26 protein-coding genes and 1 tRNA gene are annotated in these 26,096 nt (G+C 62.2%); 3 read left to right on the plus strand and 24 right to left on the minus strand.

Annotated elements, in window-relative coordinates; translation table 11 throughout:
- Positions 1 to 37 precede the first annotated feature (37 nt).
- A tRNA-Pro gene (locus M3G19_RS01295) sits at positions 38 to 114 on the plus strand.
- A gap of 118 nt (positions 115 to 232) precedes the next feature.
- On the opposite strand, the gene M3G19_RS01300 is transcribed toward M3G19_RS01295, so the two are convergent.
- Entirely contained in the window at positions 233 to 1,312 is a 1,080-nt protein-coding gene (locus tag M3G19_RS01300) for an HNH endonuclease signature motif containing protein (protein ID WP_259900050.1), read from the minus strand.
- Between the two features lie 260 nt (positions 1,313 to 1,572).
- Between M3G19_RS01300 and M3G19_RS01305 the strand changes: the two genes are divergently transcribed.
- Complete coding sequence (locus tag M3G19_RS01305) at positions 1,573 to 2,925, plus strand: DUF418 domain-containing protein (RefSeq protein WP_259900051.1); 1,353 nt, start codon at positions 1,573 to 1,575, stop codon at positions 2,923 to 2,925.
- Here the strand turns inward: M3G19_RS01305 and M3G19_RS01310 are convergent.
- Complete coding sequence (locus M3G19_RS01310; RefSeq protein WP_259900055.1) at positions 2,904 to 3,875, minus strand: PHB depolymerase family esterase; 972 nt, start codon at positions 3,873 to 3,875, stop codon at positions 2,904 to 2,906. The two genes, M3G19_RS01305 and M3G19_RS01310, sit on opposite strands and share 22 nt — an antisense overlap.
- 144 nt (positions 3,876 to 4,019) lie before the next feature.
- On the opposite strand from M3G19_RS01310, the gene M3G19_RS01315 reads away from it, so the two are divergent.
- Positions 4,020 to 4,820 carry a class I SAM-dependent methyltransferase gene (locus tag M3G19_RS01315; protein ID WP_259900056.1) on the plus strand — a complete coding sequence of 267 codons (801 nt, stop codon included), beginning with the start codon at positions 4,020 to 4,022 and terminating at the stop codon, positions 4,818 to 4,820.
- On the opposite strand, the gene M3G19_RS01320 is transcribed toward M3G19_RS01315, so the two are convergent.
- The 22 genes from M3G19_RS01320 to M3G19_RS01425 all read right to left on the minus strand — a co-directional run bounded on the left by M3G19_RS01320 (position 4,817) and on the right by M3G19_RS01425 (position 26,075).
- Positions 4,817 to 5,530 carry a PHB depolymerase family esterase gene (locus M3G19_RS01320; protein WP_259900058.1) on the minus strand — a complete coding sequence of 238 codons (714 nt, stop codon included), beginning with the start codon at positions 5,528 to 5,530 and terminating at the stop codon, positions 4,817 to 4,819. The two genes, M3G19_RS01315 and M3G19_RS01320, sit on opposite strands and share 4 nt — an antisense overlap.
- On the minus strand, positions 5,531 to 7,126 hold the full coding sequence (gene der, locus M3G19_RS01325) for a ribosome biogenesis GTPase Der (RefSeq protein WP_259900060.1): 1,596 nt from the start codon (positions 7,124 to 7,126) through the stop codon (positions 5,531 to 5,533). It lies immediately after the preceding gene.
- Positions 7,123 to 7,824 (minus strand): (d)CMP kinase, encoded by a 702-nt coding sequence (gene cmk, locus M3G19_RS01330; RefSeq protein WP_259900072.1) that lies wholly within the window; start codon positions 7,822 to 7,824, stop codon positions 7,123 to 7,125. The genes der and cmk overlap by 4 nt, the downstream gene beginning before the upstream one ends.
- A complete protein-coding gene (locus tag M3G19_RS01335) occupies positions 7,824 to 8,822 on the minus strand; it encodes a pseudouridine synthase (protein WP_259900073.1) in 999 nt (332 codons plus the stop codon). Before M3G19_RS01335 ends, cmk begins: the two co-directional genes overlap by 1 nt.
- 11 nt (positions 8,823 to 8,833) lie before the next feature.
- Entirely contained in the window at positions 8,834 to 9,397 is a 564-nt protein-coding gene (scpB, locus tag M3G19_RS01340) for an SMC-Scp complex subunit ScpB (protein ID WP_259900075.1), read from the minus strand.
- A gap of 18 nt (positions 9,398 to 9,415) precedes the next feature.
- Positions 9,416 to 10,264: a ScpA family protein gene (locus M3G19_RS01345; protein ID WP_210571990.1), complete on the minus strand. Its 849-nt coding sequence runs from the start codon at positions 10,262 to 10,264 to the stop codon at positions 9,416 to 9,418.
- Positions 10,265 to 10,268: 4 nt separating this feature from the next.
- A complete protein-coding gene (locus tag M3G19_RS01350; RefSeq protein ID WP_210571991.1) occupies positions 10,269 to 11,138 on the minus strand; it encodes a ParA family protein in 870 nt (289 codons plus the stop codon).
- A gap of 108 nt (positions 11,139 to 11,246) precedes the next feature.
- Positions 11,247 to 12,152 (minus strand): site-specific tyrosine recombinase XerD, encoded by a 906-nt coding sequence (xerD, locus tag M3G19_RS01355; protein ID WP_259900077.1) that lies wholly within the window; start codon positions 12,150 to 12,152, stop codon positions 11,247 to 11,249.
- 12 nt (positions 12,153 to 12,164) lie between these two features.
- Positions 12,165 to 12,845 carry an NUDIX domain-containing protein gene (locus tag M3G19_RS01360; RefSeq protein ID WP_259900078.1) on the minus strand — a complete coding sequence of 227 codons (681 nt, stop codon included), beginning with the start codon at positions 12,843 to 12,845 and terminating at the stop codon, positions 12,165 to 12,167.
- Between the two features lie 22 nt (positions 12,846 to 12,867).
- Positions 12,868 to 13,866 carry a copper transporter gene (locus M3G19_RS01365; protein ID WP_259900079.1) on the minus strand — a complete coding sequence of 333 codons (999 nt, stop codon included), beginning with the start codon at positions 13,864 to 13,866 and terminating at the stop codon, positions 12,868 to 12,870.
- Positions 13,867 to 13,887: 21 nt separating this feature from the next.
- A complete protein-coding gene (steA, locus tag M3G19_RS01370; RefSeq protein WP_259900080.1) occupies positions 13,888 to 15,216 on the minus strand; it encodes a putative cytokinetic ring protein SteA in 1,329 nt (442 codons plus the stop codon).
- Positions 15,217 to 15,307: 91 nt separating this feature from the next.
- Positions 15,308 to 17,035, minus strand: a complete 1,728-nt coding sequence (gene recN / locus M3G19_RS01375) for a DNA repair protein RecN (RefSeq protein ID WP_259900081.1) — start codon at positions 17,033 to 17,035, stop codon at positions 15,308 to 15,310.
- Positions 17,036 to 17,070: 35 nt separating this feature from the next.
- Entirely contained in the window at positions 17,071 to 18,084 is a 1,014-nt protein-coding gene (locus M3G19_RS01380; RefSeq protein WP_259900082.1) for an NAD kinase, read from the minus strand.
- Positions 18,084 to 18,911, minus strand: a complete 828-nt coding sequence (locus M3G19_RS01385) for a TlyA family RNA methyltransferase (protein WP_259900083.1) — start codon at positions 18,909 to 18,911, stop codon at positions 18,084 to 18,086. Before M3G19_RS01385 ends, M3G19_RS01380 begins: the two co-directional genes overlap by 1 nt.
- 3 nt (positions 18,912 to 18,914) lie before the next feature.
- Entirely contained in the window at positions 18,915 to 19,136 is a 222-nt protein-coding gene (locus M3G19_RS01390) for a hypothetical protein (RefSeq protein WP_259900084.1), read from the minus strand.
- Positions 19,137 to 19,141: 5 nt separating this feature from the next.
- On the minus strand, positions 19,142 to 20,146 hold the full coding sequence (locus M3G19_RS01395; protein WP_259900085.1) for an HAD-IIA family hydrolase: 1,005 nt from the start codon (positions 20,144 to 20,146) through the stop codon (positions 19,142 to 19,144).
- A 25-nt stretch (positions 20,147 to 20,171) separates the two neighbouring features.
- A complete protein-coding gene (locus M3G19_RS01400; protein ID WP_259900086.1) occupies positions 20,172 to 21,071 on the minus strand; it encodes a M48 family metallopeptidase in 900 nt (299 codons plus the stop codon).
- 36 nt (positions 21,072 to 21,107) lie between these two features.
- A complete protein-coding gene (gene tyrS / locus M3G19_RS01405; protein WP_259900087.1) occupies positions 21,108 to 22,382 on the minus strand; it encodes a tyrosine--tRNA ligase in 1,275 nt (424 codons plus the stop codon).
- Positions 22,383 to 22,455: 73 nt separating this feature from the next.
- Entirely contained in the window at positions 22,456 to 22,647 is a 192-nt protein-coding gene (locus tag M3G19_RS01410) for a Trm112 family protein (RefSeq protein ID WP_259900088.1), read from the minus strand.
- Between the two features lie 20 nt (positions 22,648 to 22,667).
- Positions 22,668 to 23,222, minus strand: coding sequence for a hypothetical protein (locus tag M3G19_RS01415; RefSeq protein ID WP_259900089.1), 555 nt, complete (start codon positions 23,220 to 23,222; stop codon positions 22,668 to 22,670).
- Between the two features lie 76 nt (positions 23,223 to 23,298).
- The gene (locus tag M3G19_RS01420; RefSeq protein ID WP_259900090.1) at positions 23,299 to 24,894 is read right to left on the minus strand and encodes a VWA domain-containing protein; all 1,596 of its coding nucleotides are present in this window, start codon (positions 24,892 to 24,894) and stop codon (positions 23,299 to 23,301) included.
- Positions 24,891 to 26,075 carry a hypothetical protein gene (locus tag M3G19_RS01425; RefSeq protein WP_259900091.1) on the minus strand — a complete coding sequence of 395 codons (1,185 nt, stop codon included), beginning with the start codon at positions 26,073 to 26,075 and terminating at the stop codon, positions 24,891 to 24,893. The genes M3G19_RS01420 and M3G19_RS01425 overlap by 4 nt, the downstream gene beginning before the upstream one ends.
- Between the last annotated feature and the right edge of the window lie 21 nt (positions 26,076 to 26,096).

Genomic DNA, 26,096 nt, shown 5'->3' on the forward strand with positions numbered 1-26,096 from the left:
GACGTTCCGCGTACGGCATGCCCCGCACGATGAACAACGGGCTGTGGCGCAGTTTGGTAGCGCACTACACTGGGGGTGTAGGGGTCGCAGGTTCAAATCCTGTCAGCCCGACCATTTTCTCCCGCACTGAAAATCGTGTCGCACGGTTCTGCTAGTGCGGGTTTCGCTTTTTCAAGCGCCCTTGTTTCGAGAACTTCTTTGCGTTCTCGCCCTGTCTCCGGCCGATTCGTGATCAGATTCTCAGCGGCCCGAACAGCTGGTGCATCGCGCCTTTCCTGTTCGGTTCGTTCATCGCCCGGTACCCTCGCGGGGATCTCCAAAACGGTCTGCCCCGGACGTTGACGACCCGGCCCCGTTTTCGTCTCCACGGAGCGTCATCGTTCGTTCTGTTGTGGTACGTGCACAACATGGCCAGGTTGTTCATGTTGGTTTGTCCGCCCCGCGACCACGGCGTTATGTGGTGCACTTCGCAGTGGTCGGCACCACGCCGGCAATCGGGCACGACACACACCGGCGACACCGCACTAGCCAGCATGCGCTGCTTGTCGTTGGCGAATCTTTGGGCACGGTAGGCGTTGACGGGGCCAGCGTGGGCGTCGAAAAGCCCGACGTTCAGCTCCTCGCCGTGTACCCTTTGCAGATACTCGGCGCCGCTCATCGTGGTTCCGTTCGTGAGCGTGAGGATAACGTCATCGCCCTTACCATCGATGATGTCCACGTAGTCCGGCAGCGGGATCAACACGAACGGGCGCGGTGCCTCGGGAGCGACTCCCCCGCCCTTGTACAGCAGATCGATCAACGCGTCATACATCTGCGGGCTTGCAGGTCTCTGCGCGGTGACCTTTCGTCGCAACGCGGCTTCCAGTGCCGCTATGTCGTGCTCGTCACCCACTACCGAAAGTCGCATCTTTCCTTGCTTCGACTTGGAGATCCGCACGGCATTCTTCGGTACCGGCGCATCCTTAGCCGGGACTATCTCTTTCGCCCTGCGCTCAAGAGTGTCGTATTGCCCGCGGACACCGAGCAATTCGAACCGCAACGCCCATTTTTCGCCTTCGTCATCGATATGATTCAGCTTTTTCTCGATCAAGTGGAGCTGATCCGCGGTGAATCCCGCCGCGCGTGCGCACTCCACTGCCTTCCGCTGTTTCGCGGTCCACTTCGTTTTACCGAAGTAGACGTCGTTGACTTTCCCCCACTTCCTGACCATCGCCGGATCCAGGCCAGCATCAAGAGCTTTCTGACGGTCGAACCCCGCCAGAAAGTCCATCGGGCTCGCTAGCCCACTCAGCACCGAATCAAATGAAGTCACGCAACAAACGCTAAACCCATCGCGCAGCACTGCCAACCAGGCAGTTTCCAACCTGTGGAGAACGCGAAATTATCCACAGGGCGATTGGTGGGGTTGTTCGTCGATAAGCGAAATAGCGACGCGCAACGAGGGAAAACAGACACTCTTAGCGTGGTTCCAAAACCGCGAAATTTTTTCGCGTGTGCGGGACCGCGCGAAAGGCGAGGCATACTTAGCCGCCCAAAAGGGCGGAGTATGATTAGAGGTGAAAACCCCCCTTTATGAGGAAGGATCCGGTCATGGTCACCCGGCCGCAGCAAGGCGCGAGAGTGAACAAGGTGCGCTATGTCGCACCCGATGTGGCCCGAGGGCTGGCGCTGCTCGGCATTGTGATCGCGAATGTGCCGACGAATTGGCTGGCGACAAACGACGCGGCGCATTCGGGCTTCTTCGGCGGCACTGGGCCTGATCCGAGCATGCTCGACAAGGTGCTGATCGTCTTCCAGGCGATGTTCGTCCACGTGCGCGGATTGTCGATGTTCTCCGTACTGCTCGGAGTGGGCATCGGCATGATCCTGGGAAGTTTGTGGCGGCGCGGATTCACCAACCGGGCGGCGAAGATGATGATCGCCAAACGCTACTTCTTCTTGTTCTGCTTCGGCTTAGTCCACCTGATCTTCTTTTTCCCAGGGGACATTCTCACGGCGTATGGCATCTGCGGCATAATCATGGCGCTGTTCATCGGATTCAGCGATAGAACATTGCGGATCATCGCTGGAGTCTTGCTCGGCGCGTGGTGTGTGTGGTGCGTTCTCGGTGCATTGATGATCTTCATCAATGGCCCCGGTGCCCCGACGATCTCAATGGATATGTTCTATAGCCAGGCCAGCGCTACCTATATGGATCAGATGCTTAGGTCGCTGGGCATATTGAAAGAAATGGTTGTGCCCACGATTTTCATCTTCCCGATGATTCTCATTGGCTTCGTTTGGGGACGAGAACGGGTGATGGAGGACGTCGATAGGTACGCGAAGCGGTTGTGGGCCTGGGTGGTCGTGACCGTTCTGGTCGTTGTTTTCGTCGGCATTCCGTTCGGCCTGTCGTCGGTGGGCGTCCTCCCCTACGAGTGGGAGCCGGCTTTCGGGATTCTCAACCAGGCTTTCGGCCGACTGACCGGGCCGGGCATCCTCGCCGCGGTCATGCTGGCGATGCGCCCAATCCAGCGCCGCATCGCGCAAGGTGAAGCGATTCCGGGGTGGCTCAGCGCATTCAATGCCTTGGGTAAACGCTCGATGACGGGCTACCTCGGGCAGACCATCATTTTGTTCCCCCTCACGGCGATTTTCTTGCTCGGTATCGGGCACGGCTGGCCCATTGCAGCCCAGATGGCCCTCTCCACGGCCGTGTGGCTGGTGACTCTGCTGGTCGCCTGGATGATGGAGCGTCGTGGCATGCCGGGGCCATTCGAGAAGCTCCACCGGACCTTGTCGTACGGCAAGAACGGGCTCCCGCAGCACTATGAGCTCACGCCAAAAGAACGCGAGCGCGCACCGGAGAAGCTCAAGGTCGGCTACAAGCAGAAGATCAACGGCACTTGGCAGCTGGCACTTCCCTATCCCAAGGTGTCGCGGTAGGAGATACCGAAGAAGTCGAGGATCTGCCGGCTGGCTAGGTCATCGGTGGTGTTGTCGCCTGGGCCCTTGTCGCCGTCGGCACCGGGCCAGATGTGCGTGCTGCCGTCGAGTCGATAATGGCGTAGCTCGGCGTCGCAGCGGTTCCAGATGAATTCTTCGCCGGGGCGGGAGAATTTCTCGGTCGCCGGCTCAGGGGCGCAGTGGTTGCGTTCGGCGGCTTCTTCCATGACTTCCATGACCGGTTTGTAGTCGGCGTCGTGGCGGACCCCGCCGTCGTATTTGATGGTGTTGTCCTTGGTGCCGTGGAAGTCGATCTGCTTGGTAGGAATCGGCGCGCAGCCGTCGAAGACGGTGTTGTAGTAGGCAGCTGAAACAGTGGCGATCCCCGTGAGCTGGTGTGCGCGTTTGCAAGCGGTGTAGGCGGCGAATCCCCCGCCGTTAGAGTGCCCGGCGGCAAAAACGCGCGAGGGATTGATCGGGTATTTGTCGAGCATTTCCTGGCGCACGGCATCGAAAAAGTCGAGGTCTTCCTGCCCAGAGGTGACAGCATACGGCGCAGGGGCCCACGCGGTATTGGCGCCCTGCATGTACACCACGACGGCATTGGCTTTATTGAACTCGGTGATCTTGCGCATGGAGTCGTCGGTCATTTTGTAGCCGTGGAAGACGAAGAGCAGAGGCAGGTTTTCGCGGTCTTCAACCTCGGGCGGCGTCGTCACCATGTACTCGCGTTCGCGGTCGCCGACTTTAATTGTCTGAGCGAAGGTACTGGGGTCGCCGGTGAAATCGCCTTCGGCCTCGGCGATTTCTTCGCGCACTTCGTTGGTGGCGTCGTTGACTTGGAGGTCTTCTTCATTTTCTCCGCACGCGCCGAGACCGGCGATCGACAATAGCGCAACTGCGAGCGCGGCAGCTGGGCGAATGCGACGTTTCACGGGAATGCGAGTCATCTTTCGATCGAGGAGTTTAAAGCGGCGGGGTTTGGGACCCGCACGCGAACCTACGCCATCGTATTAGCGAAATGTGTTTTTCGCGTGGCGCGCCCGAAGGGTTCACACTGAATTCATCGACTGCGAGCAGGTAGATTTCTTCCCATGAACACGCACTCGGAGCCACGGCATTTCACACCGAGCGGCAAGGAAGCGCCCGGTTTCGCGGACGCCGCGGCGCGTGAGTTCACCGCTGGTGCTTTCGCTTCCGGCTCAGATGATTATGACGATGTGCGGCCGACGTATCCAGCAGACGTCGCAGCCCTCGTCAACAACGCACGCACGCTTATCGACGTCGGCGCCGGCACCGGCAAACTCACCTCCACATTGCTCTCACCCGGGCGGAAGGTCTGGGCGCTCGACCCGTCTCACAGCATGCTCGATGTTCTGCGGACTCGTTATCCCGAAGTTCCGGTCTGGCGCGCGACGGCGGAGGCCACCGGATTAGCGGATGATTCCGTCGACGCTTATGTGAGTGCGCAGACATGGCACTGGGTGGACACGAAACAAGCGAGCGCAGAAGCCGACCGGGTCGTCGCCCGCGGCGGGGCGCTCATGCTTTGCTGGAATACTCTCGACGTCTCCCACCCGTGGGTTCTTCGTCTCTCACGCATCAGCCACTCGGGGGACGTGCACCGGGAGGGCTTCTACCCCACGGTTCACGAACCATGGCAGCTTATCGACGAGCTCCGCATGCGCTGGTTCCAACCCGTCACCCCCGAGCATCTCTTCGCGCTGGCTCGGACTCGTTCATATTGGCTTAGGACGAACGAGAAAACTCGAGCTAAAGTCGCCGATAATCTGCGGTGGTATCTCTACGAGCGGCTCGGTTTCGATCGGGGGCAGCCGATCCCTCTTCCCTACCGCACTGATGCTTTCTACTACCGGCGGGCTGGCGAGCACTAATCGAGCATGTCGATTCCGAAGAAGCCAAGTATTTCTTCGGTGACATCGATGCCGCGCCCGCGTGCCCATACTCCCGCTGGCCATTCGTGGCTCATGCCTTCGACTGGAATGTGCACGGCACGGGCAAGATCGCCGTTGCGGCGCTCAAAAGCGTCGGTGACAGCTGTGGCTGCACGAATCAACCCGAGAGAGCCCCGGTCCTGCCCGTTGTAGGGAACGACGTCGTCCCAGGTGCCATGAATATTCAGGTAATCGATGGGTTCTCCGGCTGCGATCTCATCAAGGTCTGTGCGGATGGCCCCAGCGACTGTGGCGACGCCGGCATATTTCTCCGGTGCGCTCACCGCCAACGCGGTGACGAAGCCGCCGCCATTGGAAAAGCCTGCGAGATAGATCCGGTCACGGTCGATGGGATAGGTGGCGGGGAGGTCGGAGGTGATGGCGTCGATAAGCGCTATGTCTTCTTCGAGCGTTGTCACAGCGTACGGCGCGGGACTCCATGCGAGCCCCTGGCCAGTAGGTGCGGCGACGATGGCGTTCGCGGCACCGAGATTCGTGCCGATGAGAAAGTCGAGGCCGTTGTCGCCTTTGCCGTGGATCGCAAGCACGACCGGTAAGGGCTCGTCGAGCGCGACAGGCACGGAGCACTGATACGAGCGCTCGAGTCCGTTGACCGTGATTGTGCGGGCGATCCGGCGGCTGGCGGCCATCTAGCGTCTCCGCGGGTTGCGCTCGCGCACGCGGACAGCGAAGCGGACCGGGGTGCCGTGGTAGCCGAACTGCTCGCGGAATTTGCGCTCCAGGTAGCGGCGATAACCTCCGTCGAGGAAGCCCGTGGTGAACAGGACGATTGTGGGCGGACGGGTGCTCACCATCGTGGCGAAGAGGACCTTCGGCAGACGGTTATTCTTCATCGGCGGCGGGTTCGCAGCGATCGCTTCGCGCATCCAGTTGTTCAGCTGACCGGTGGAGATACGCTTGTCCCAGTTCTCCAGGGCGGTGATCATCTCTTTTTCGAGGCGGTGCAGGCCGCGGCCAGTCTCGGCGGAAATATTGATCTTGGACACCCACGGCAGCTGGTTGAGCTGCAAGTCGAATTCCCGGTCGAAATAGTAGCGCCGGTCCTCATCCATGAGGTCCCATTTGTTGAAGGCAATGACCATTGCTTTGCCCGCTTCGAGCACCATGGAGATGACGCGCTGGTCTTGCTCGGTGATCTCCTGGGAGGCGTCGATAAGCACAACGCACACTTCCGCAGCGTCGATCGTGCCGCGCGTGCGCAGCGATGCGTAGTACTCGTGCCCCGTCGCGTTTTTGACCTTCTTGCGCAGGCCCGCGGTGTCGATGAAGCGCCACAGCCGCTCGTCGAGCTGGATCAACTCATCGACCGGGTCGACGGTAGTGCCCGCGACATTATCGACGACCGCGCGCTTCGACTTGGAGAGCTTGTTCAGCAAGCTGGACTTGCCCACATTCGGCTTGCCGACGAGCGCGACACGGCGCGGCCCCTCCGTGATCGAACTGGCTGATTTCGGCGTTTCGGGGAAGACCTTCACGATCTCGTCGAGCACATCGGCACCGCCGCGGCCGTGAAGTGCGGAGACCGGCCACGGGTCCCCCAGGCCGAGCGAGTAGAACTCGGCGACATCGCCCCACTGGGACTCGGATTCGAATTTATTGGCTACGAGGAGAATGGGGACGTCGGAACGCTGGAGGTTGCGTGCCATGAACGCGTCTGAATCGGTGACACCGACGTGCGCGTCGACGACCATGACGATGACATCGGCGTCCTCCATCGCTGCCTCTGACTGGTGGGCGATAGACGCGTGAATGCCTTTCGCATCCGGATCCCAGCCGCCGGTGTCCTGCACCCAAAAACGCTGGCCATTCCAGTCGGCGAGGTAGCTCACGCGGTCGCGGGTCACGCCGGGGTGGTCTTCGACCACAGCTTCACGACGCCCCAAGAAACGGTTCACCAGAGTGGACTTGCCGACATTCGGGCGGCCGACGATCGCGACCGTCGGCAACGCTTCCTCGATGTGGCCGTCAGGGTTGATGCCGAAGGCCTGGCCGATTTCTTCCCACTCTTCATCGGTGTATTCGTTATCGCCTTCTTCGTCGTCTTCGTCGTCACCGAAGTCCGCAGGACCGAATTCTGACTCGTCGAATTCCTCGAGTTCGCCTTCAAAAGCCTCCTCGTAAGCCTCGTACTCGGAGACGACCTCACCGTCGTAATCGGCGGGATTGAAGTGGGTGTACTCGAATTCGGTCTCGCGCTCCTCGCGCGGTCGATTCTGCTCGCTCATCGCGCGCTCCTTTCAATGAGCGAGATCAGTGCGCCGATGACCTCGTCCTTATCCATGTCGGAGGTGTCGATGATCTCCGCGTCATCCGCCGGACGCAGCGGGCTCGTTGCGCGGGAAGAATCGAGCTCGTCGCGACGGACGACATCAGCCAGAACAGTGTCGTAGTCGACTTCGCGTCCCGCAGCAATGTCCTGGTTGTAGCGGCGCGTGGCACGCACCTCCGGGGAAGCGGTAAGGAAGGCTTTCGCTGGGGCGTCGATAAGCACGACCGTGCCGATATCGCGACCTTCGACGATCGCGCGGTGCGCTTCGCGTGCGAGCTTGCGCTGCAGCTCAACAAGGTTCGTGCGCACGTCGGGGATGGCGGAGACCGCCGAGACAATCTGCGTGACCTCGCGGCCGCGGATCTCGCCCGCGACATTCTCCCCGTCAAGAATGACCTCGGTGGAATCCGGATCATCGGAGATCTCCAACGGAAGGTCGCGTGTGGCGGCGACGACGGCTTCGGTATCCGCCGGGTCAATGCCCGCGCGCAGCACAGCGAGCGTGGCCACACGGTACATTGCGCCGGTGTCGACGTATTTCGCGTCGAGCTGCTTGGCCAAAGCACGGCACGTCGTCGACTTGCCGGTGCCGGATGGCCCGTCGACCGCGAGGATCAGTCCGCCGTCAGGCATATTCACAAGCTTCGCGCTCATTACATATCCACCGCCTTGTAGAGAGCCGTCAGCTCTGAGTCGTTGAGTGCACGCATCGCTCCCGGTTTCAGCTCACCGAGCTGGACCGTGTGGATCTTCGTGCGCACGAGGCGCTGGACCGGGAAACCCGCTGCCTTGAGCATGCGGCGAACCACGTGCTTGCGGCCTTCGTGGATCTCTAGGCGCACCAACGACTGACCCTGGTAGGTATCCACAATCTGGACGTAGTCGGCCTTGGCGATGCCGTCGTCAAGCTCTACGCCCTTCTTGAGCTCGCGGACCAGCGGGGGTTTCGCCTCACCGAGGACAGTGGCGAGGTAGGTCTTGGACACCTCGTACTTCGGGTGCATGAGGCGGTTAGCCAACTCGCCGTCGTTGGTGAGCAGCAACAGACCTTCCGTGTCGGCGTCCAGGCGGCCGACGTGGAACAGGCGCTGACCCGACACGATACGGTCTGCGACGAGATCGCCGACGCAAGGACGGCCGAGGTCGTCCTCCATCGTGGTGTGCATGCCGCGCGGCTTGTTCAGCGCGAAGTATTGGTGCTCTTCGTTGACGTTCACGCGCACGCCGTCGACGCGGATGATGTCCACGTTCGGGTCCACGCGCACGCCCTGTTTGCGGATGATCTTGCCGTTGACCTCAATGCGGCCCTCGTCGATCATCACCTCGGAGTGGCGGCGCGATGCCACGCCCGCTTGGGCGAGGACCTTTTGCAGACGGATACCCTCGCTTGTTTTGCGCTTCGGGGTGCTGCTGGGAGCGTCATCGCCGTCGTCAATCGCTTTGCCAAGCGGCGCGACGGGGTCTTCGCGCTCATCCCACCAATTATCGGCGAGCGGGTGCGGTTCTTGGTTCTGTTCAGCGTTCTTCGCGGCGTTTTCACGCCTATTGCTCAAGCTGACATTCTGGTGCTTAGCGGGCTTGGCGTTGGAGAGAAAGAACTTCTCGTCCTTGCTGTTGTCCGGTGTGCCTTCTCGGCGAGCGGGTGGGGTCATGGCTCCCCAAACTACCAGGCCTCTTCGATGGAATCGACTTCCGGAAGAAGCGGCGCCAAGTCGGGCAAGCGGTCGAGCGAATCGATGCCGAGCTGCTCGAGAAACAGTTCGGTAGTGACGTAGCGGTGCGCGCCCGTCGCCTCGTCCGGGTCGACTTCAGCGATGAGTCCGCGGAGTGTCAGTGTTCGGATCACTCCGTCGACATTCACGCCGCGCACGGCTGCGACTTGCGCACGGGTGACAGGCTGGCGGTAGGCCACCACGGCGAGTGTTTCCATCGCCGCGCGTGACAGTTTCGTGTGCGCGCCGTCGACAAGAAATGCCTCGACAGCGTCGGCATTTTCCGTCCGCGTGAAAAGGCGCCAGCCTTCAGATGTCTCGCGCACGTCCATGCCAGAGCCGCGTTGTTCGAGTTCGTCTGCCCATTGAGTGAGGCAAGCCGTGACATCTGACTCCGCGGCACCTAACGCGCCGCCGATATCTGCGGCGAGCGCCGGAGTGTCAATGACGAGCAAGATGGACTCGACCTGCGAGCGCAACTGACTCACCATCGGCATGGATCCGGATTCAGTCATGATGAAAGCCGTCCTTTTCTACTCCCAGTTCGCGGCGGCGACCACAGCCGGATCGACGTCCTTGCCTGTCCAGGAAATATCGAGCTGCCCCAATGCTTCTTCTTGCTGCGCATCAATAGCGTGCGCTTTGTAGAGTTCCAGCACCGCGAGGAAACGCCCGACCACTTCCATCGAACGCGTGCAATCACGCGTGAGAGCAGTGAACGTCAGCCAGTGCTGCGGCCCAGCGAGCTTGAGCGTGTCCAACAGCTTTCCCGCCTGCTCCGGCACGGAGACCGGCTGGATGTGAAGGTGATCGACTCGGACTTCCTCCGGCGGCTTCGGACGGAACACCGATGCCGCGAGTTCGGCGAAAGAACCAGGCGTGTGCCCCAGCGCGACGGGCGGGAGCACATCAGAGAAGGCCTCTTCCATGCCTACGGCACGCGGATAACGCCGGCGAGCACTCGCCTGCCAACGTTCGAACTGGTCCGCCACTTGCTGGTAGGCGCGGTACTGCAAAAGGCGCGCGAAAAGCAGGTCGCGCGACGACAGGAACTCGAGGTCCTCCTCCTCGTCGTCTCCGTTGCGCGGAAGCAGCCGCTGTGCTTTCAAATTGAGCAGCGTCGCCGCGGTGACGAGGAACTCAGTGATCTCGTCCAGCTCGGCGGTCTCACCCAATTGCTTGACGTAGGCGATGAACTCATCGGTCACTTCCGCCAACGCCACCTCGGTGACATCGAGCTTGTGGGAGCTGATCAAATTCAGCAAGAGATCGTACGGCCCCTCGAAATTATTCAGCACGAGGGTGAACCCGGTGATCTCCGGCTGATACCCCTCGCCCGCAAAGGCGGGGTCGCGCGGATCGATCTTTTCAGCTGTCGTCATACGGTCAGGAGGTGCGCTCGATGACTTCAAGGGCGAGGTTGCGGTACTGTTCCGCGCCGGGCGAATTCGGAGCCCAGGTGATGATGGGCTCGCCGGCCACGGACGTTTCCGGGAAGCGAACCGTGCGGGTGATCACCGTGTCGAAGACCCGGTCGCCGAAGACTTCCACGACGCGGTCCATCACCTCGCGGGCGTGAGTGGTGCGGCGATCGAACATGGTCACCAGAATTCCGACGATGTCCAGGTCGAAATTGATGCGATCGCGCACCTTCTCCACCGTGTCGGTCAACAATGCGAGCCCGCGAAGAGAGAAGTACTCGCATTCCATCGGGATGATGACGCCCTGCGAGCACGCCAGGGCGTTGACGGTGAGAAGCCCGAGCGACGGCTGGCAGTCGATGATGATGAAGTCATATTCCCCGCGCACAGGGCGCAGAGCGCGGCCGAGGGTTTGCTCGCGACCGACTTCATTGACCAACTGGATCTCCGCCGCAGACAGATCGATATTCGCCGGAACCATGTCCAAGCCGGACACATTGGTGTGCTTGATCGCGGCATGGATCGACGAGGTGTTGTCCAGCATGAGGTCGTAGACCGTGACCTGATCCTCGTCGTGGGTGACGTTCAAACCTGCGGACAGTGCGCCCTGCGGGTCAAGGTCGACCAAGAGGACCTTGCGGCCCTGCTCCGCCAAGCACGCACCGAGGTTGATCGAGGACGTTGTCTTGCCCACGCCACCCTTTTGGTTGACCATCGAGATGATGGTCGCGGGGCCGTGCTTGTCCAGAGGTTTGGGCTGCGGGAACTCACGCAATGGCCGACCCGTCAGCCCGACCTCCGGCTCCGAAGCGCTGAAAAGTCCGTCTTCTGTCACCGAGCCACTCCTTCGTTTCCTGCGTCACCCTGCGTCCGCAACGCTGTCAACGCGAACGATGTGCCTTGCTGTTGATGGTCATCTTACACGGCTGTCATTCGCCCGCAGTCACGAACGCGGATGCGAGGAGGTCCACACTTCACGCAAGTTTTCTGGTGTGACGTGGGTGTATATCTGAGTCGTCGTCACAGAGGCGTGACCGAGCAGCTCCTGGACTGTGCGCACGTCGGCACCCCCCTCCAACAAGTGCGTGGCGAAGGAGTGGCGCATCGTGTGCGGGGAGATCTCTTTGTCGAGGCCTGCTCGTGACGCAGCGTCCTTGATGATCGTCCACGCACTCTGCCGCGACAGCGCACCGCCGCGCTTGTTCAGGAACACGGCGTGGGACTTCCCCGCCGACAACGCCGGGCGCCCACGGACGAGATACGCCTCGAGAGCACGCTGTGCGGCGCCGCCTACCGGAACCACACGCTGTTTGTCGCCTTTGCCAGTGACCTTGATGAAATCGCGGGTCTCAGCAATATCGTCCACGACTAAGGCGAGCACCTCAGAGATTCGGGCACCAGTCGCGTAGAGGATTTCAAGCAGCGCCTTGTCGCGCAGTTGGGTGGGGGTCTCGTCGGGGCAGGCGTCGAGAAGCATGCCCACTTCGTCGATGCTGAGCGTGTCCGGAAGCTTCTCTCCGAGCTTCGGCGGGGACACGCCCGCCGCGACATCGGCTGCCACCACTCCCTCGCTCACCGCGAATTTGTGCAGGCCGCGCGCAACCACGAGGGCACGGCTTGCCGACGACGCCGCCAACCCCTTTTTCCCGTCTCCCCCGCGCCGCAGATCTGCGACATAGTCTTCAAGATCCGTCGATGCGACCTCGCCAAGGTCTGTTTTGCCAGTGTCTTCGAGCCAATTGAGGTATCTCTCGACATCGCGGCGGTAATTGCTCAGCGTGTTGTCGGATACGCCCCGCTCAACGGCGAGGTGGTCGAGCCAGAGCTGGCCGACTGTTCGTGCGTCCACACTGGAGACTTTCTATTTGATCTTCTTCATGTCGGGCGTGATCCCTTCCTCGCGGCGACGCCTCGGCATGTGCGTGGGACGCAGGTCGAAAAGCGTATCTGTACTGCGTGCTTCCGCCCTTCCGGCGAGTACCTCGGAGGCGGACAAAATGCCCGCGATGGCGATCGAGTTCGCAATACGGCCATTCATGACATCGGCGCGAGCCTCATCGAGCGGCACCCACGCGAAAGCCATGTCGGCCTCTTCCTCTTCTGGTTCTGGTCGCTCGGTCTCGGTGAGATCTGTGGCCAAGAAAACGCGCACTGCTTCTTCCGCGAACCCGGGAGAGGTGACCAAGTCGACGAGCACCGACCACTTCCCTGCCTTCAGGCCCGCCTCTTCGACGAGTTCACGCTGAGCGGTGACGAGTGCGTTTTCACCGTCGAAGTCGAGCAGGCCTGCGGGCAACTCCCACAGCCGGCGGCCGACGGTGTGGCGGTATTGCTCCACCATCGCGATGCGTTCGTTGGCGTCGACGGCGACCACAGCGACGGCACCGAAGTGTTCCACCACTTCGCGGGTCGCGGTTGACCCGCCTGGCATGGTGACGGTGTCGCGGCGGAGGGCGAGAATCGGGGCGTCGATAAGCAGCTCCGAGTCCGTCACCTCGAAACGGTGCCGCTGCGAATCGGACTTAGGTGCGGAATCAGACATGGTGCCCACGATAGCGCCGAGGTCAGTTCCCGCGACGCGACTCCGGCTTCGGAGCGGGCATATCCGCATTCGCATTCGACGCAGAACCGTACGCGCCGGAACCGCCGTTGATCTGCTCGGCGAGTGCGAGCACAGTCGAGATCCTGCCGGTCTCGGATTCCAGCGAGTCGACGGTGGAGACCTTCGACTTCTCGTCCGAACGCAGCTGCGCCAACGACCCCTTCTCGGCGGCGGCGCCACGGCGGCCGGCAAGCACAACAGAATCGCCCTTCGAATCGAGTGCGCGCGCGAAGTCAGCCATCACGGTCGCGGAGTAGACGCTGCTCTCGTCCTTATTGCCCTCCGCTTCTTCCTCGTTAAGCGTTCCGCCGGTGACCAGGATGATGCCCTGGACCGGCGTGATCGTCCCGTCGGCGTACTCGATGAATCCGGCATCGCGCAGCGCCTGCAGCACCACGGCACGGTCTTCGACGGTGGCGAGCGGCTGATCGCCCTTGGGGTCAAACATCAACGCCGCGCCGAGGGACTCACCGGCGTGCACACCCGGCTCCTGGTTGTCGACGGACAGCTGCGCGCCCGCCGGCAACGTCGTGGCGATAATGGAACGCAGTTCATCTGCACCTTCGGGGGACAAGAATTTATCGGTCAGCGTGATCTGGCCCGACGCGACGCCGCCGGCCTGCTTTGCCAACCAACTGGTCACTTCGACATCGTCAGCGTTGGCGTCCGGGGTACGGATCACCATGAACGGGCGCTGATCGAGCGCACCCTCGACGATCTTCGTCGACGTGTTCCCGAGCAAAGCGTTCGCCGCATCCACCTGACGCTGGGACTCTTCGTCGGCGGCAGTCTTCTTCCCGCCGTCCTCAGACGAACTTCCCGTGATGTGGTTGAAGCTGTTGTCTGCGATCGGTGCCATCGAGGGGGCGACGACGAGCGCGCCCAAAGCGATACCGGCCGCGATGCCCCACGCGAGGCCGCTTGCCACCAAACCCGGTGCTCCGGTCTTCTTCTTCGGCATGTTGAAGCGATTCCTCCCCTTTTAGCGCGAGAACAAGTTCTGGACGGTCAGTGCGAAGTTATTCCAGGTGTCGATGAGGTTGTCGACGAAGGAACCGTTGCCCATCAGACCGACAATGAGGATCACCGTGGCGACGGCGACCAGCAATCCGAGAATCGCCCACGCCCAAGCGATGCCCCTGCCGGAGGAGGACTTTTCGTAGAGATTCTCGATCACCCGCGAATCCACGATGCGGTTGCCCGCCTTCAAACGGGTGAGCATCGCTGCGGGCGTGGCGTCTTCGTCACCGGCGAAGATGCGGTCCAGATCCAGGTTGTCGCCCACGGTGACGATGGTCTCCGCGTCATGGAAGACCGCGAGCAAGATGGCGAGATCAGTGGGCGAATCCGTTGCCGCCGGGAACGTCACGGCACCGACGCCCAAGTCCTGGATCCGCTCCAGGCCTGCGGCGTGGCCGTCCGGGTCTGCCGGGAGAATCACGCGGGCATCTCCACGCAGATTGTCGTTGGAGATATCTGCCGGATCGCCCACGATGAAATCGCAGGAGTAGCCCGCATCCAGCAGGGTATCGGCGGCTGCGCCAACACCGATAATGACCGGCTGGAACTCGCGGATGAAATTGCGCATAGTCTCGATGCGCTCCCGGGTATCACCAGTCGGGCTGACGATGAGGACCTTGCGTCCCGCGATGACATCGCCGAGCTCGGGGACGCCGACGCCGTCGACAAGCAACGGCGATTCAGAATGAATGAACTCGATGGAGTTGCCGAAGTAGGCTTCCATGTGGTCGACCAGGTGCTGCTGCGATTCGTCGAAAGCGCTGTCGACCGTTGCACGGTCAAGCGCGTCAGCCTGCGCGATCGCTTTCTTGCCCGCGCGCACCTCGCCGTCCGCGGTCACGGAGCCCTTCTTGCCGTCGCGGAAAGAACCGCGCGTGGAAGCGCCGGCGTTTTCCAGCAGCGGAATTCCTGCGTCAAGAAGCAGCTGTGGACCATAATTGGGAATATTTCCGGAGGAGAACTTCGCGATATTCACCACCGCGCCAGGACGCTTTTCCACCAGCGCCTGAGCTTCGCGACGGCTCATGTCAGGCGCGTCGACAATCGCGATATCGCCGTCGTTGAATTTGCGCATGCCTTTGCCCTGTGGGGTGCAATCGCGCAAGGAACCGCTAATGGTCTCGGTGATCGCCGTTTTATCGGCGACCTTCTTGGCCGGCTGCTTTTCCAGCTGCTTTTCCGGTGCGTCTGCCTTGGAGGCGGTCACCTTCGTGCTGGTGGACGTGCTTCCGGAAGAGGACGCCTTCGTGCCGTTCTTCTCGGCGGAGGGAGTACGGGAAGTTGAGCTCATGGGTCATGATTCTGCCCGTCGGAGCAGGATATTCGGTGAAGGCGCGCGGAACAGGCGACAGAATTCACAGCGCGCGGCACCCCGCCGGAGTCTAGGCGCGGAACGCCTCCACATCGGCGCGAGCTTTCTCCAGAAGCTCAGCTGCGTGGGCGCGGCCCGATGCGGAGTCATCCATGCCGGCGAGCATCCGGGCGAGTTCGTCGACACGTTCGTCACCGTGCAGCTCTTTCACACCGGACGTCACCGTCTCGTCACCCACATTCTTGGCCACGTGCAAGTGGTTGTCGGCATAGGCAGCGACCTGCGGGAGGTGCGTCACCACAATCACCTGGTTGTTCAGGGCGAGGCGGGCAAGGCGGCGACCAATCTCCACCGCTGCCCGTCCACCGACTCCGGCGTCGACTTCGTCGAAGACCAAGGTCGCGCCACCACGTTGCGCGGAGAGAATCACCTCGAGCGCCAGCATGACGCGCGAAAGCTCGCCGCCGGACGCACTCGACGCGAGCGGCTGAGGTTCGAGAGAATCATTAGGGGCGAGCCGCAACTCAACTGCATCAGCGCCATTGCGGTCGTAGTCCTGCTTGTCGACGTTGACGGTGATCCGCGCTTTCGGCATGGCGAGGCCGCGCAATTCCTCAGTCACAGCTGTGCTGAGCTTTTCCGCCGCCGCAGTGCGCGCCTTGGTCAGTTTCTTCGCCCGCGACACCATGGCTTTGTTGTGCTCGGCGACCTTCTTCTTCAGTTGGTCAAGGGCCTCGGCGGAGGTGTCGATCGATTCAAGTCGGGCCTGCGCCTTGTCGCGCCACTTCAGTACACCGGCGAGATCCGGCGCATACTTCCGGGTCAAGCCTTTGAGTTCCTGCTGGCGCTGCAGGAGACGCTCGAGCTCTTCCGGGTCACTAGGCAATTCGGACAGGTACATGCCCAATTCACCGGACACGGAGGAGAGGACCGAGGCGACGTCGCTGAGCTGCTCCCCCAGCGCGCGCAGTTGCTCGTCGCTCGATCCGGTCAACGCCGCTGCAGCCCGGCCGACGAGATCGGAAGCGGTGTCCTCGTCAGCGCTGAATTCGCCGACGGCGTCCGCGCCGTCAATCGCGACGATCGCTTCCTGCGCTGCCTCACGTAAAGCGTCGACATCCTGAAGGCGGTTGACCGATGCGACCAATTCAGTGTCCTCGCCGACCTCCGGGGCGACATCATCGATCTCGCCCACAGCGAAGGTGAGCCGGTCCACTTCTTGGGCGAGCTCCCGGCGCTTCGTCACCCGCTCCTCGAGATCTCTCGATGCTTTCCGCCATGCGGTGAACGAGTCGCGGTAGCTCTCCTTGAGCGGCCCGATCTTCGGGTCGTAGGAGTCGAGTGCAGCAAGCTGCTCCGCTGGTGAGAGCAAGCGCAACTGGTCGTTCTGACCGTGAATCGTCAACAGTTCGCCGGTGAATTCGCTCAATGTCGCCGCCGGCACCGTACGTCCGCCGAGGTGCGCGCGAGAACGACCAGTGGCTTTCACTGTGCGCACAGCCAAGTATTCGCCGTTCTCGTCGGCGGCGGCACCGGTGTCGTCGATAAGCGTAGCGATTCTTTCGCGCGACTTTTCGTCCAGCGCGTCGGCGTTGAATGCCCCCTCAACTCCCGCCTGCTGTGCCCCGGTGCGCACTTTCGACGCATCCGCGCGCCCGCCGGTGAGCAGACGCAAACCGGTGACCACCATGGTCTTGCCCGCACCGGTCTCGCCGGTGAGCACGTTGAGGCCGCGGGCGAATTCGACATGCGAATGCGGGATGACCCCGAGGTTGTCGATCGAAATTTCTACGAGCATGCAGACCTTTGAGCTTGTCGGGCGTAAATAGCGTGTCAGTGCGCTTCGCGCCTGGTGACAGACTCAGAATACGAGTTATCGTCCTTGACCACGGGGCCGCGCCAACCATTGACCGGCAAGTGCAGCTTGCGCACGAGACGGTCGGTGAACGGGCTGTCGTCGAGACGCACGAGGCGCACCGGACGGTGGCCGTGAACGACCTCCAGGCGGGAGCCCGGCGGCATGTCCACCTGGCGGATTCCGTCGGCGACGACCTTCGCGTGCGTGGTGGTGATCAGAGATTCCACCGCGACCGTCGACTGCGGCGAGACCACGAGCGGCGTGGTGAACAGCGCGTGCGCATTATTGGGCACGACCAAAATAGCGTCGAGCTCCGGCCACAGGATCGGGCCGCCGGCGGAGAATGCGTAGGCTGTCGAGCCTGTCGGAGTAGAAATGAGCACACCGTCGCAGCCAAACGAGCTCACCGGGCGGAAGTCGACCTCCAAGATCGCGTCGAGAACGCCGCTGCGGTCGATATTTTCCAGGCTGGCCTCGTTGAGCGCCCAGCTTTCTCCCACGAGGTCATTATTGGAATCGTGGACGGTCAGATCGATGGTCATGCGGTCGACGACGCGATAATTGCGGTCGATGACGCGCCGGATAGCTGTCTCCAGGCTGTCTTCCTCCCATTCGGCAAGGAAGCCGATGTGGCCCAGGTTGATGCCCAGCACCGGCACGTCTTGTTCGCGCGCCATGCCGGCTGCGCCGAGGAAAGTACCATCACCGCCGAGGACGAGCACCAGCTCGCAGTCCTTCGCGGCGTCCGGCCCCGGGTCGACGGTGTCCAGCCCCGCCAGGGCCGGGTAGTTATCGGTGAACGGGACATCGCGGTCGCCGAGCAGCCGCACCGTCAGACCTGCTTCCAGTAGGAGCTCGGTCGCGCGGTTCGCGGACGCGATATTGCCTTCGCGGCGGGTGTGCGGAACGAGAAGGACAATACGGTCGCTGTTGTCGGCGGCGCCTACTTCCTCGGCGCCGCCTGCGTCGTGAACGACTTCTGCGGCCATTAGTTTTCCGGTCCTTCCTCTACTGCCCGGTGAATGATCCGGGCTAGTTCAGCGTCGCTCGGGGCGCTTGCGCCACCGTCGCGAACGAGCCATAGGAAGTATTCTACGTTCCCGCTCGGCCCGGGAAGCGGGGATGCGGTCGCTGCTCTGCAGCTAAGGCCCAGCTCGAGCGCCTTCCTCGCGACATCGAGCGTGACCTCCTCGCGCAGTTCCGGCGACCGCACCACACCGCCGCTGCCGAGCCGGTCTTTGCCCACCTCGAATTGCGGTTTGACCATGGGCAGAAGGTCCGCACCATCGGTCATGCACTCCGCGATCGCGGGCAGCACGAGTTCGAGCGAGATGAACGACAGGTCGCCGACCATCAGATCAGCGGGCCCGTCCATCAGCTCTGGGGTGAGGTGCCGGGTATTCGTGCGGTCGAGCACTTTCACCCGCTCGTCGTTCTGCAAACGCCACACGAGCTGCCCGTAGCCGACATCCACGGCAACGACCTCGCGCGCGCCGCGACGCAGCAGCACATCAGTGAAACCGCCCGTCGACGCCCCGGCATCCAACGCCCGCTTGCCGCTCACCTTGAGACCTTGCGGCTCAAACGCTTCCAACGCGCCAAGCAATTTATGCGCGCCGCGCGATGCCCAATCATCGTTGTCGTCTTTCGCGACTTTGATGGACACATCCGGCTCGACGATCGTGGCGGGCTTTTTGGCCACGAAGCCGCCGACTTCAACGCGTCCCGCCTTGATCCACTCCACGGCCTGTTCGCGGGAGCGCGCGATTTTGCGGCGGACGAGCTCGGCGTCAAGTCTTCTTCTTGCTGGCGGCATGCGCTACTCCCCGTCCTGTAGGGCCGATGCGAGCACGCCGTACGCTGCTTCGTAGCGCGCCAATTCGACGGCCAGTTCGTCGGTGACGACGACCTCTTCGCCGTTTTCATCTCGTTCCACGAGGTGGGGATCATCGGTGAGCGCTGCCGCGTATTGTTCGCGCACATCATCGACGGAAACGGACGGCGTGCGCGGATCGTGCGGCTTCGGTGCGGACGGTTTCATATCGCTCACCACCAGGCCTGGGTAGCGGCACGCGCAACATCGGAAGCAGGCTTGACGACGACTGAACCGTTGTCTCCCCCGTCTGCCCACACGACGAAGAGAACTGTGCGCAGGGCCTGAAGCGGACTCGACGACTCAGTGCCGCCGTCGAGTGTGACCTCGTCGCCGTTGCGCGTCGCGGTGAATCCGCCCTGCGGTGCTGGGCGGAGTTCGTCCACGTCCACGTCGTCACTGAGCACGCTCAGGTCTTCAGCGATGAACCTCGGCCGCTGAGCTGGCGGTGCAGCGATGAGCGCCAGCGGACCAGACACACCGGTGAGCACGTGGAGCGTGTCCATCTTCGCGGCGACACCGCCTGCGATATCGGTATCCAAACGGTCTCCGACGGCCAAGGGGCGGGATGAAGAGAGATTCGCCTTCGCGAGCTCGAACATCGCGGGCTCTGGTTTGCCCGCCGCCTGCGGGGTCACGCCGGTAGCGCTGGTCACTGCCGCGACCATCGAGCCGTTGCCAACCATGAGTCCGCGGTCCATCGGCAGTGTCGTGTCGAGGTTACTCGCGATATATTTCGCGCCCTGTGCAATGGCGAGAGCTGCTTCGGAGAGTTGGCGCCAACCGTTGTCCGGCGAATGGCCGTGAACAACGACCTTGGGGTACTCATCTGCAGAATCCACCGGAACGAAGCCGGCTTCCCGCACCAGGTCCGCGAACGAGGGCGCACCGATCACGAGAATCTTCTCGCCGGGTTGGGCGTGTTTCGTAGCCAACTGCACAGCGGCCTGCGCGGAGGTCAGCACGTCTGCCGATTCGCTTGGCAGCCCCATCGCAGTCAGTTTTGCAGCGACTTCCGACGGCGGCCGGGACGCGTTGTTGGTGATGTAGGAGGCAGATAGACCGGCATCCTTGGCCGCAGTGACGGCCTCCACTGCTTTCGGGATCGCGTTATCGCCGGCCCAAACGGTGCCGTCCAGGTCGAGCAATAATGCGTCGTAAAGCTGCGTGATTCTCACAGCAGGTCTCTCCCCTTCGTCAGCGCTACTTGAATTCCTTCAGGCGGTCGGCTGCGTCGGTCAGCTTGTCGGAATCGACCTTAGCCACGTGCTCGAACCACTGCTTGGCCTCGTCGGTGCGGCCAACCTGCGCGAGCGCGTCAGCGTACGCATAGGACAGGCGGATGTGCTCGAAGCTGTCGCCCTTCATCGTCGGATTGAGCTGCTGCAGCGTCGCCAACGCCGATTCGTGCTGGCCCATATCGTGGCGTGCGCCAGCCATGACGATGGCGAGCTCGATCGTCGAATCCTCGTCAAGCTCGCGCGCCTCTGGGCTGCGACCGATCTCGAGGGCCTTTTCCGGGCGGCCGAGACCGCGCTCCGCATCCGCCATGACGGCGAGCAGACCCGGGCCGCCACTCATGCGACGTGCAGCGCGCAGCTCGGAAAGCGCTTCCTTCCACTCCCCTGCGTGATACGCGGCGATGCCCGCTGCTTCACGCACGACACCGACGCGGCCAGCCCGGTTCTTCGCCGCGCGGGCGTGGCTGAGCGCCAGCTTCGGATCGTCCGCCATCCAGGTCGCAGCCATGATCATGTGCTTGGCCACGCGGTCGGCATTGTCCTTCGACAGAACACGCAGATCCTGCAGCACCGACGGGTCCAGATCCGCGACATCGATATCGTCCGGGATTGCCGGCTCGTTTTCTTTCTGAGCCATGCGGTCCTCGCGGAAGCCCTGGCGGTACGGGTTAGAGCGGTCGTGGCGCACCTTGTTGCCGCCGCGGCGGTCATCGCGCCGGCCATCACGGCGCCCGTCCCGCTTGTCGCCACCATGTCGGCGGTCGCGGCGATCGTCCCGATCACGGCCTCGGCCGCGGTCACGGTCACGGCCGGAGCCGCCGCCATTTCCACGGCGGTCGTTATCACGGTTGTCGTAGCTCATGCGTTCCACGTCCTCCCTAAGTGCCTGACCGGTTGATTAATTGGCGATCTTCACGCCGGCGAAATTCTTCTTACCGCGGCGCAACACGAGCCACTGGCCGTGCAGCAATTCGTCTGAACCCGGCTCCCAGTCCTCGGACTCGATGCGGGCGTTGTTGGCGTATGCGCCACCCTCCTTGATAGCGCGGCGGGCAGCGCCCTTCGAATCGACCAGGCCGGTGCCGACCATGAGATCGACGATCGTGCGAGGAGCACCCGGCTCAACAGTGAAGACGTCAGTCTCAGAAACTGCGGCGGCAAGTGTCGGCTCGTCAAGCTCGGAAAGCTCAGCGCGGCCGAAGAGTGCCTGGGAGGCGAGCTCCACTGCCTTGGTCGCCTCTGGGCCGTGGACGAGGTCGGTCATCTCGCGCGCCAGGCGCTTCTGGGCTTCGCGCTTGAATGGGCGCTCTGCGACCTCGGTCTCGAGCTCGTCCAGCTCCTCCTTGGTCAGGAACGTGAACCAGCGCAGGTAGCGGATCACATCGGCATCGGCGGTGTTGACGAAGTACTGGTACCACCGGTACGGGCTGGTCATCTCCGGGTCGAGCCACAGCGAGCCGCCGCCGGTGGACTTGCCGAATTTCTTGCCCTCGGAATCCGTCACGAGTGGCACCGTGAGAGCGTGAACAGCTTCGCCGTCCATGCGGCGGTTCAAGTCCACGCCCGCGACGAGGTTGCCCCACTGATCCGAACCGCCGACCTGCAGGGTGCAGTCGAGGCGGCGGCGCAGCTGCACGTAATCGTTTGCCTGCAGCAGCATGTACGAGAATTCGGTGTAGGAAATGCCGTCGTTGTCCAGACGGCGCTTGACGGTGTCACGTGAGAGCATCGTCGCCAACGAGAAGTGCTTGCCCACATCGCGCAGGAAGTCGACGACCGTCATGTCGTTCGTCCAGTCGGCGTTGTTGACCAGGGTGGCGGCGTTATCGCCGTCGAAGTCGACGAAGCGTTTCAGCTGGCCGGAGATGCGGCCGGCCCAGTCGCTGACGGTGTCGGCGGAGTTCATGGTGCGCTCACCCACGTCGCGCGGGTCACCGATCATGCCGGTGGCACCGCCGGCGAGCACGATCGGGCGGTGGCCCGCCTCCTGGAATCGACGCAGCATCAGCAGCGGAACAAGGTGCCCGGCGTGCAGTGACGGCCCCGTCGGGTCGAAACCGGCGTACAGCGTGATCGGCTGCTTCGTCGCCTCGTTGAGTGCGTCCAAATCAGTGGACTGATTGATCAGTCCACGCCACTGCAGTTCATCGATGATCGTTGCGCTGTCAGCCATAAAGCAGTTCCTTCAAGCCTCGTTCACTAAGGGAGTGGGTATTCACTATTCGGATTGGTGTGCCGCGAGAAAGCTAGGCGGCGGGGTACGGCTGCGCTTCGTCGATAAGCAGCACCGGGATGCCATCGTCGATGCGGTACGCGACACCGAGCCGGCGATTGACCAGCAATTGCTCCTCGGAAAGATATTCCAAAGGTCCCTTGTCCTGCGGGCAGGCAAGGATATCGAGAAGCTGCGGGTCAAGCGTCGGAGTGTCGGCCGTCATGGTCGTTCATCGTACCCTGCTTAGGTGTCCTCTAGGCCCGGTAGGTCGCCGAAGGCCTCTCGCAGCGTGCGAGCCTGCGAATCCATCGCCCGCAGATTCTGGTCGAGAATGCCCTGCCTGACTTTGTCCGCCGCCGACGTCAGCGTGCCCAGCGATCCGGACATGACCTTCACCGCCTCCGGGCTGCGGTACTGCGGTGCATCGAGGTAGGTCGTGACCACTTCCGGCAGATAAATATTGATGATGTCCCAGATATTCTGCTGGTGCTGCGGGGCCGAGTTGAGGTCGTCCCAATTTCTCAAGACGAAGCGCAGGGTTTTATCCAGCTCCCGCGCCTGCGGGCCGACAGGTTTCGGCGGGCGCACGTCGTACAGCGGTTTCAAAGCCTCGGTGAGCTTTCCATCCAATTCCACCGGCGCCGGCAGCATTGGCGTGCTGCTCGCACCGAGTTGCTTTCGCTCGGGTGACGGCGTCAACGCGACTCCTGCACCCCACGCCGCCGCTGCCGCGACTGGCCACAGGAAGCCGAGCCCGATAGCGAGGTGCAGCACAATCACTAGGACCGCAAGGGTCATTCCGACCAGGTTCTTGCGGGAGGTGAAAAAGCTCCCGCCACTTCCCTTACCGCTGTCAGAAGGGGAAGTATAAGGGCTACTGGTAACCACGGATCTCCTTGAATGCGTCGCTCAAATCGCCGTTGATCGCGTCGAAGACGGCACCGCCGGTGACGTCGGCAAGCTCTTCCATTTGGTCTGTCTGCGCCTCACCGTAGAGGATGACGAAGACTGGGATGCTTCCCTTGCCATTTGTTGCCGCGGCGTAGTCCTTCTTGAATTGGTCGAAGGAGCGTCCCGCAGTCATCGCGCCGTCGCTGAGTAGAACAATCGAGCTGATGCCGGAAGCCGGGTCGGTCTTTTCGGTGACCTCCATGAGAGTGTCGTAAATATTGGTCTTGCCAGATGCCTTTAGGTCGTCGACATAGGTCTGGAATTTCTGCTTCGCCGCAGCATCAGTGGTGCTGAAGGTGCCCGTGACCGGCTCATGCGGAGTGTCGGAGAAGGACTGGAACGTGACCTGCTCGCCGTCGCGCAGCGCGACGTTTCCGGTGTCCGTCGACGCAGAACCGTCGATGAAGGACGTCATGATCTGCTTCAGCGAATCCAGGCGCTCACCCTCCATCGAGCCGGAAGTATCCAGAACGAACGAGGTCGTGCCACGGCGGCGGTATTCGTTGTTGTACCGCTGCACCAGCGCGGCGACCGTCTCCTGGCTCGCCGGGAACGGCAGCTCAATCACGGTCTGGTCGCCGAGCTCCGCCGGGAGATTGTCGACATCTCCCACCGGACGTCGGAAGGAATCCGCGATCTCCTGCTGGTGATCCAACAGCCAGTCAGCCAACGCCTTGACCTGGTCCTGCGCACCTTCGTGCTTTGCATTAGTCAGCGTGGACAGCGGGTAATCGGCGGAGATGACACCATCGGCGGGCACGATCACCTCGATAGCCGCGCCGTCTTTGCGCATCTGTTGCAGGGTCGACTCGTAGTTCACGATCGCGTCGGCCTTGTCGGGGTCTTCTTGGAAAGATTCAGCGAGCCAACCGGAGGAACCGGAGACCATCGACTGCGCCTGGAAGAGCTCGTGCAGACGTGGGCCGACCTTCGCAATGTCTTCGTCCGACAGCGCCGAGCCCGTATCGGCCATCGCGGTCGCCACAGACACCAGCGCTGAGAAGCCGGAATTCGATGCCGACGGGTCCGTCATGCCGAAGGTGAACTTGCCCTCGCGCGCGGCATCAGCGAATTCGCCCCACGTCGGCTGCTTTTTGTCCCAGCCGAGTTCTTTCGCTTTCGACTCCTGCACGCCGAATGCGACGGGGCTCGTCGCGATCTTGGTCTCGTCAGCGAGTGCACCACGTGCGCCGATCAGATCCATGTAGCGGTTCGTGGCCAGCCATGTCGCGTCGATACCGTTGTCGTATTTGCCGTGTTTGAGGTCCTGCGAATTCTGCAAGGTACCGGCCGGGAACTCGAGACTGATCGGGAAGCCGAGCTCCTCTGACGCCTGCTGAACAAGCGGCTCAAGGTCCTTTAGCTCAGTAGCGGCGAGGATGCTCAGTTCTTCCCCGCTGCCGCTACCTTTCCCGCCACCGAAGCCGCCGCCACCACCGTCGCCGCTGCCAGTCAGCCCGCAGGCAGTGAGCGCAGCTCCGGTCAGAAGTGTCAACAGCAGTGCTAGTAGTTTTCTCATTTCTCCTGCTCCTCCTGGTTGCGGGGCGGCACGGTGCCGTAGCGCATGCCCACGCCTTCGATGAGTGATTCAAGTCGGTCGTAATTGGGCGGATCCACCGACGAGACGTAATTGGACGGCGGCGGCAGTTGTTTCTCTTCCAATGCCGTGGTCAGGTAATCGTTACTGGACGGACGGAAGCCGTGCTGGGCAGCGAGTTTCTGCAGCTGCTCATCGGTAGACAGCAGCCGGCCGAGCTCTTTGCCTTCTGCGCTGATGCCGACGAGTCCGTGGTTGGCCAGCACCGTCGGATCCAACTGCAGCAGCACCATGTCGTCTTTGATGCGCGAATTCGGCTTCATTTTCTCGCCAAGGAATTGCGCCTCGTAGACCAGGACCATGGGCGCTGATCCCATCCCTTGACTCAGGTAGTCGTTGAATGGCCCCGCGGAGGACGACTGGGTGTAGCCCTGGCCGGTGAAATATGGCGAGATTTGTTCAGTCAGCCATTTCACGTCGTTGGCTTTATCAGGTTCACGCTCACCGAACTGCCAAGCCAGGATGGACAGGAACATCGCCGCAGAGTTGGAAGTGCGGATATCCGTCGTGGAGATCTGCACATTGCGCGGCGAAGGGAAGGTATCGCCGAGATCGCGCCAACGCTTCCCTTCCTTGGTCAGGTCGATATAGGCGTTGACGTCCAGAATGTAGCTATCACCGTCGCGGCGCACCACACCTGCGCCTTCGAGCAGTTCCGCAATCGGCTGAAATGTCGCTACCGCCATCGGCGAGAAGAACGGGTAGTCGGTGGAATAGCCGGAGCCTTGGTCGGTGACTTTCTGCGTCGCCGGGCTCGACGACGGGAAGACGAAGTCCTGGTCTTCCAGCTTCACCTCAGTGGCGATTCGGCGCGAACCTGCGGTACTGACATTCACGGTGAAGCCGAGCTCCGCCAGACGCTCCACAACTTCCGGGTCCTCGAAGTACTCGCGTTTCTCGGAACCGATTACCCCGTGGATTTCTTTTGTGCCTTTGGCACCGAGGCCTCCCTCAGCGCCGCCGTCACCGCCGCCGAATCCGGGGATCACACCCCGTCCCATGAGGACCGCGGCAATAGCGACGATCGCCAAAATTATGCCGACGATGACGGAGCATCCGCGCCCACTGCTGTTGGAGCTTCCAGTGGCCTGTTGTGTGGTCATGGGCACAGTTTAAGGTGCCGT

It is taken from the genome of Corynebacterium sp. p3-SID1194, assembly GCF_025144155.1.
Classification (GTDB): domain Bacteria; phylum Actinomycetota; class Actinomycetes; order Mycobacteriales; family Mycobacteriaceae; genus Corynebacterium.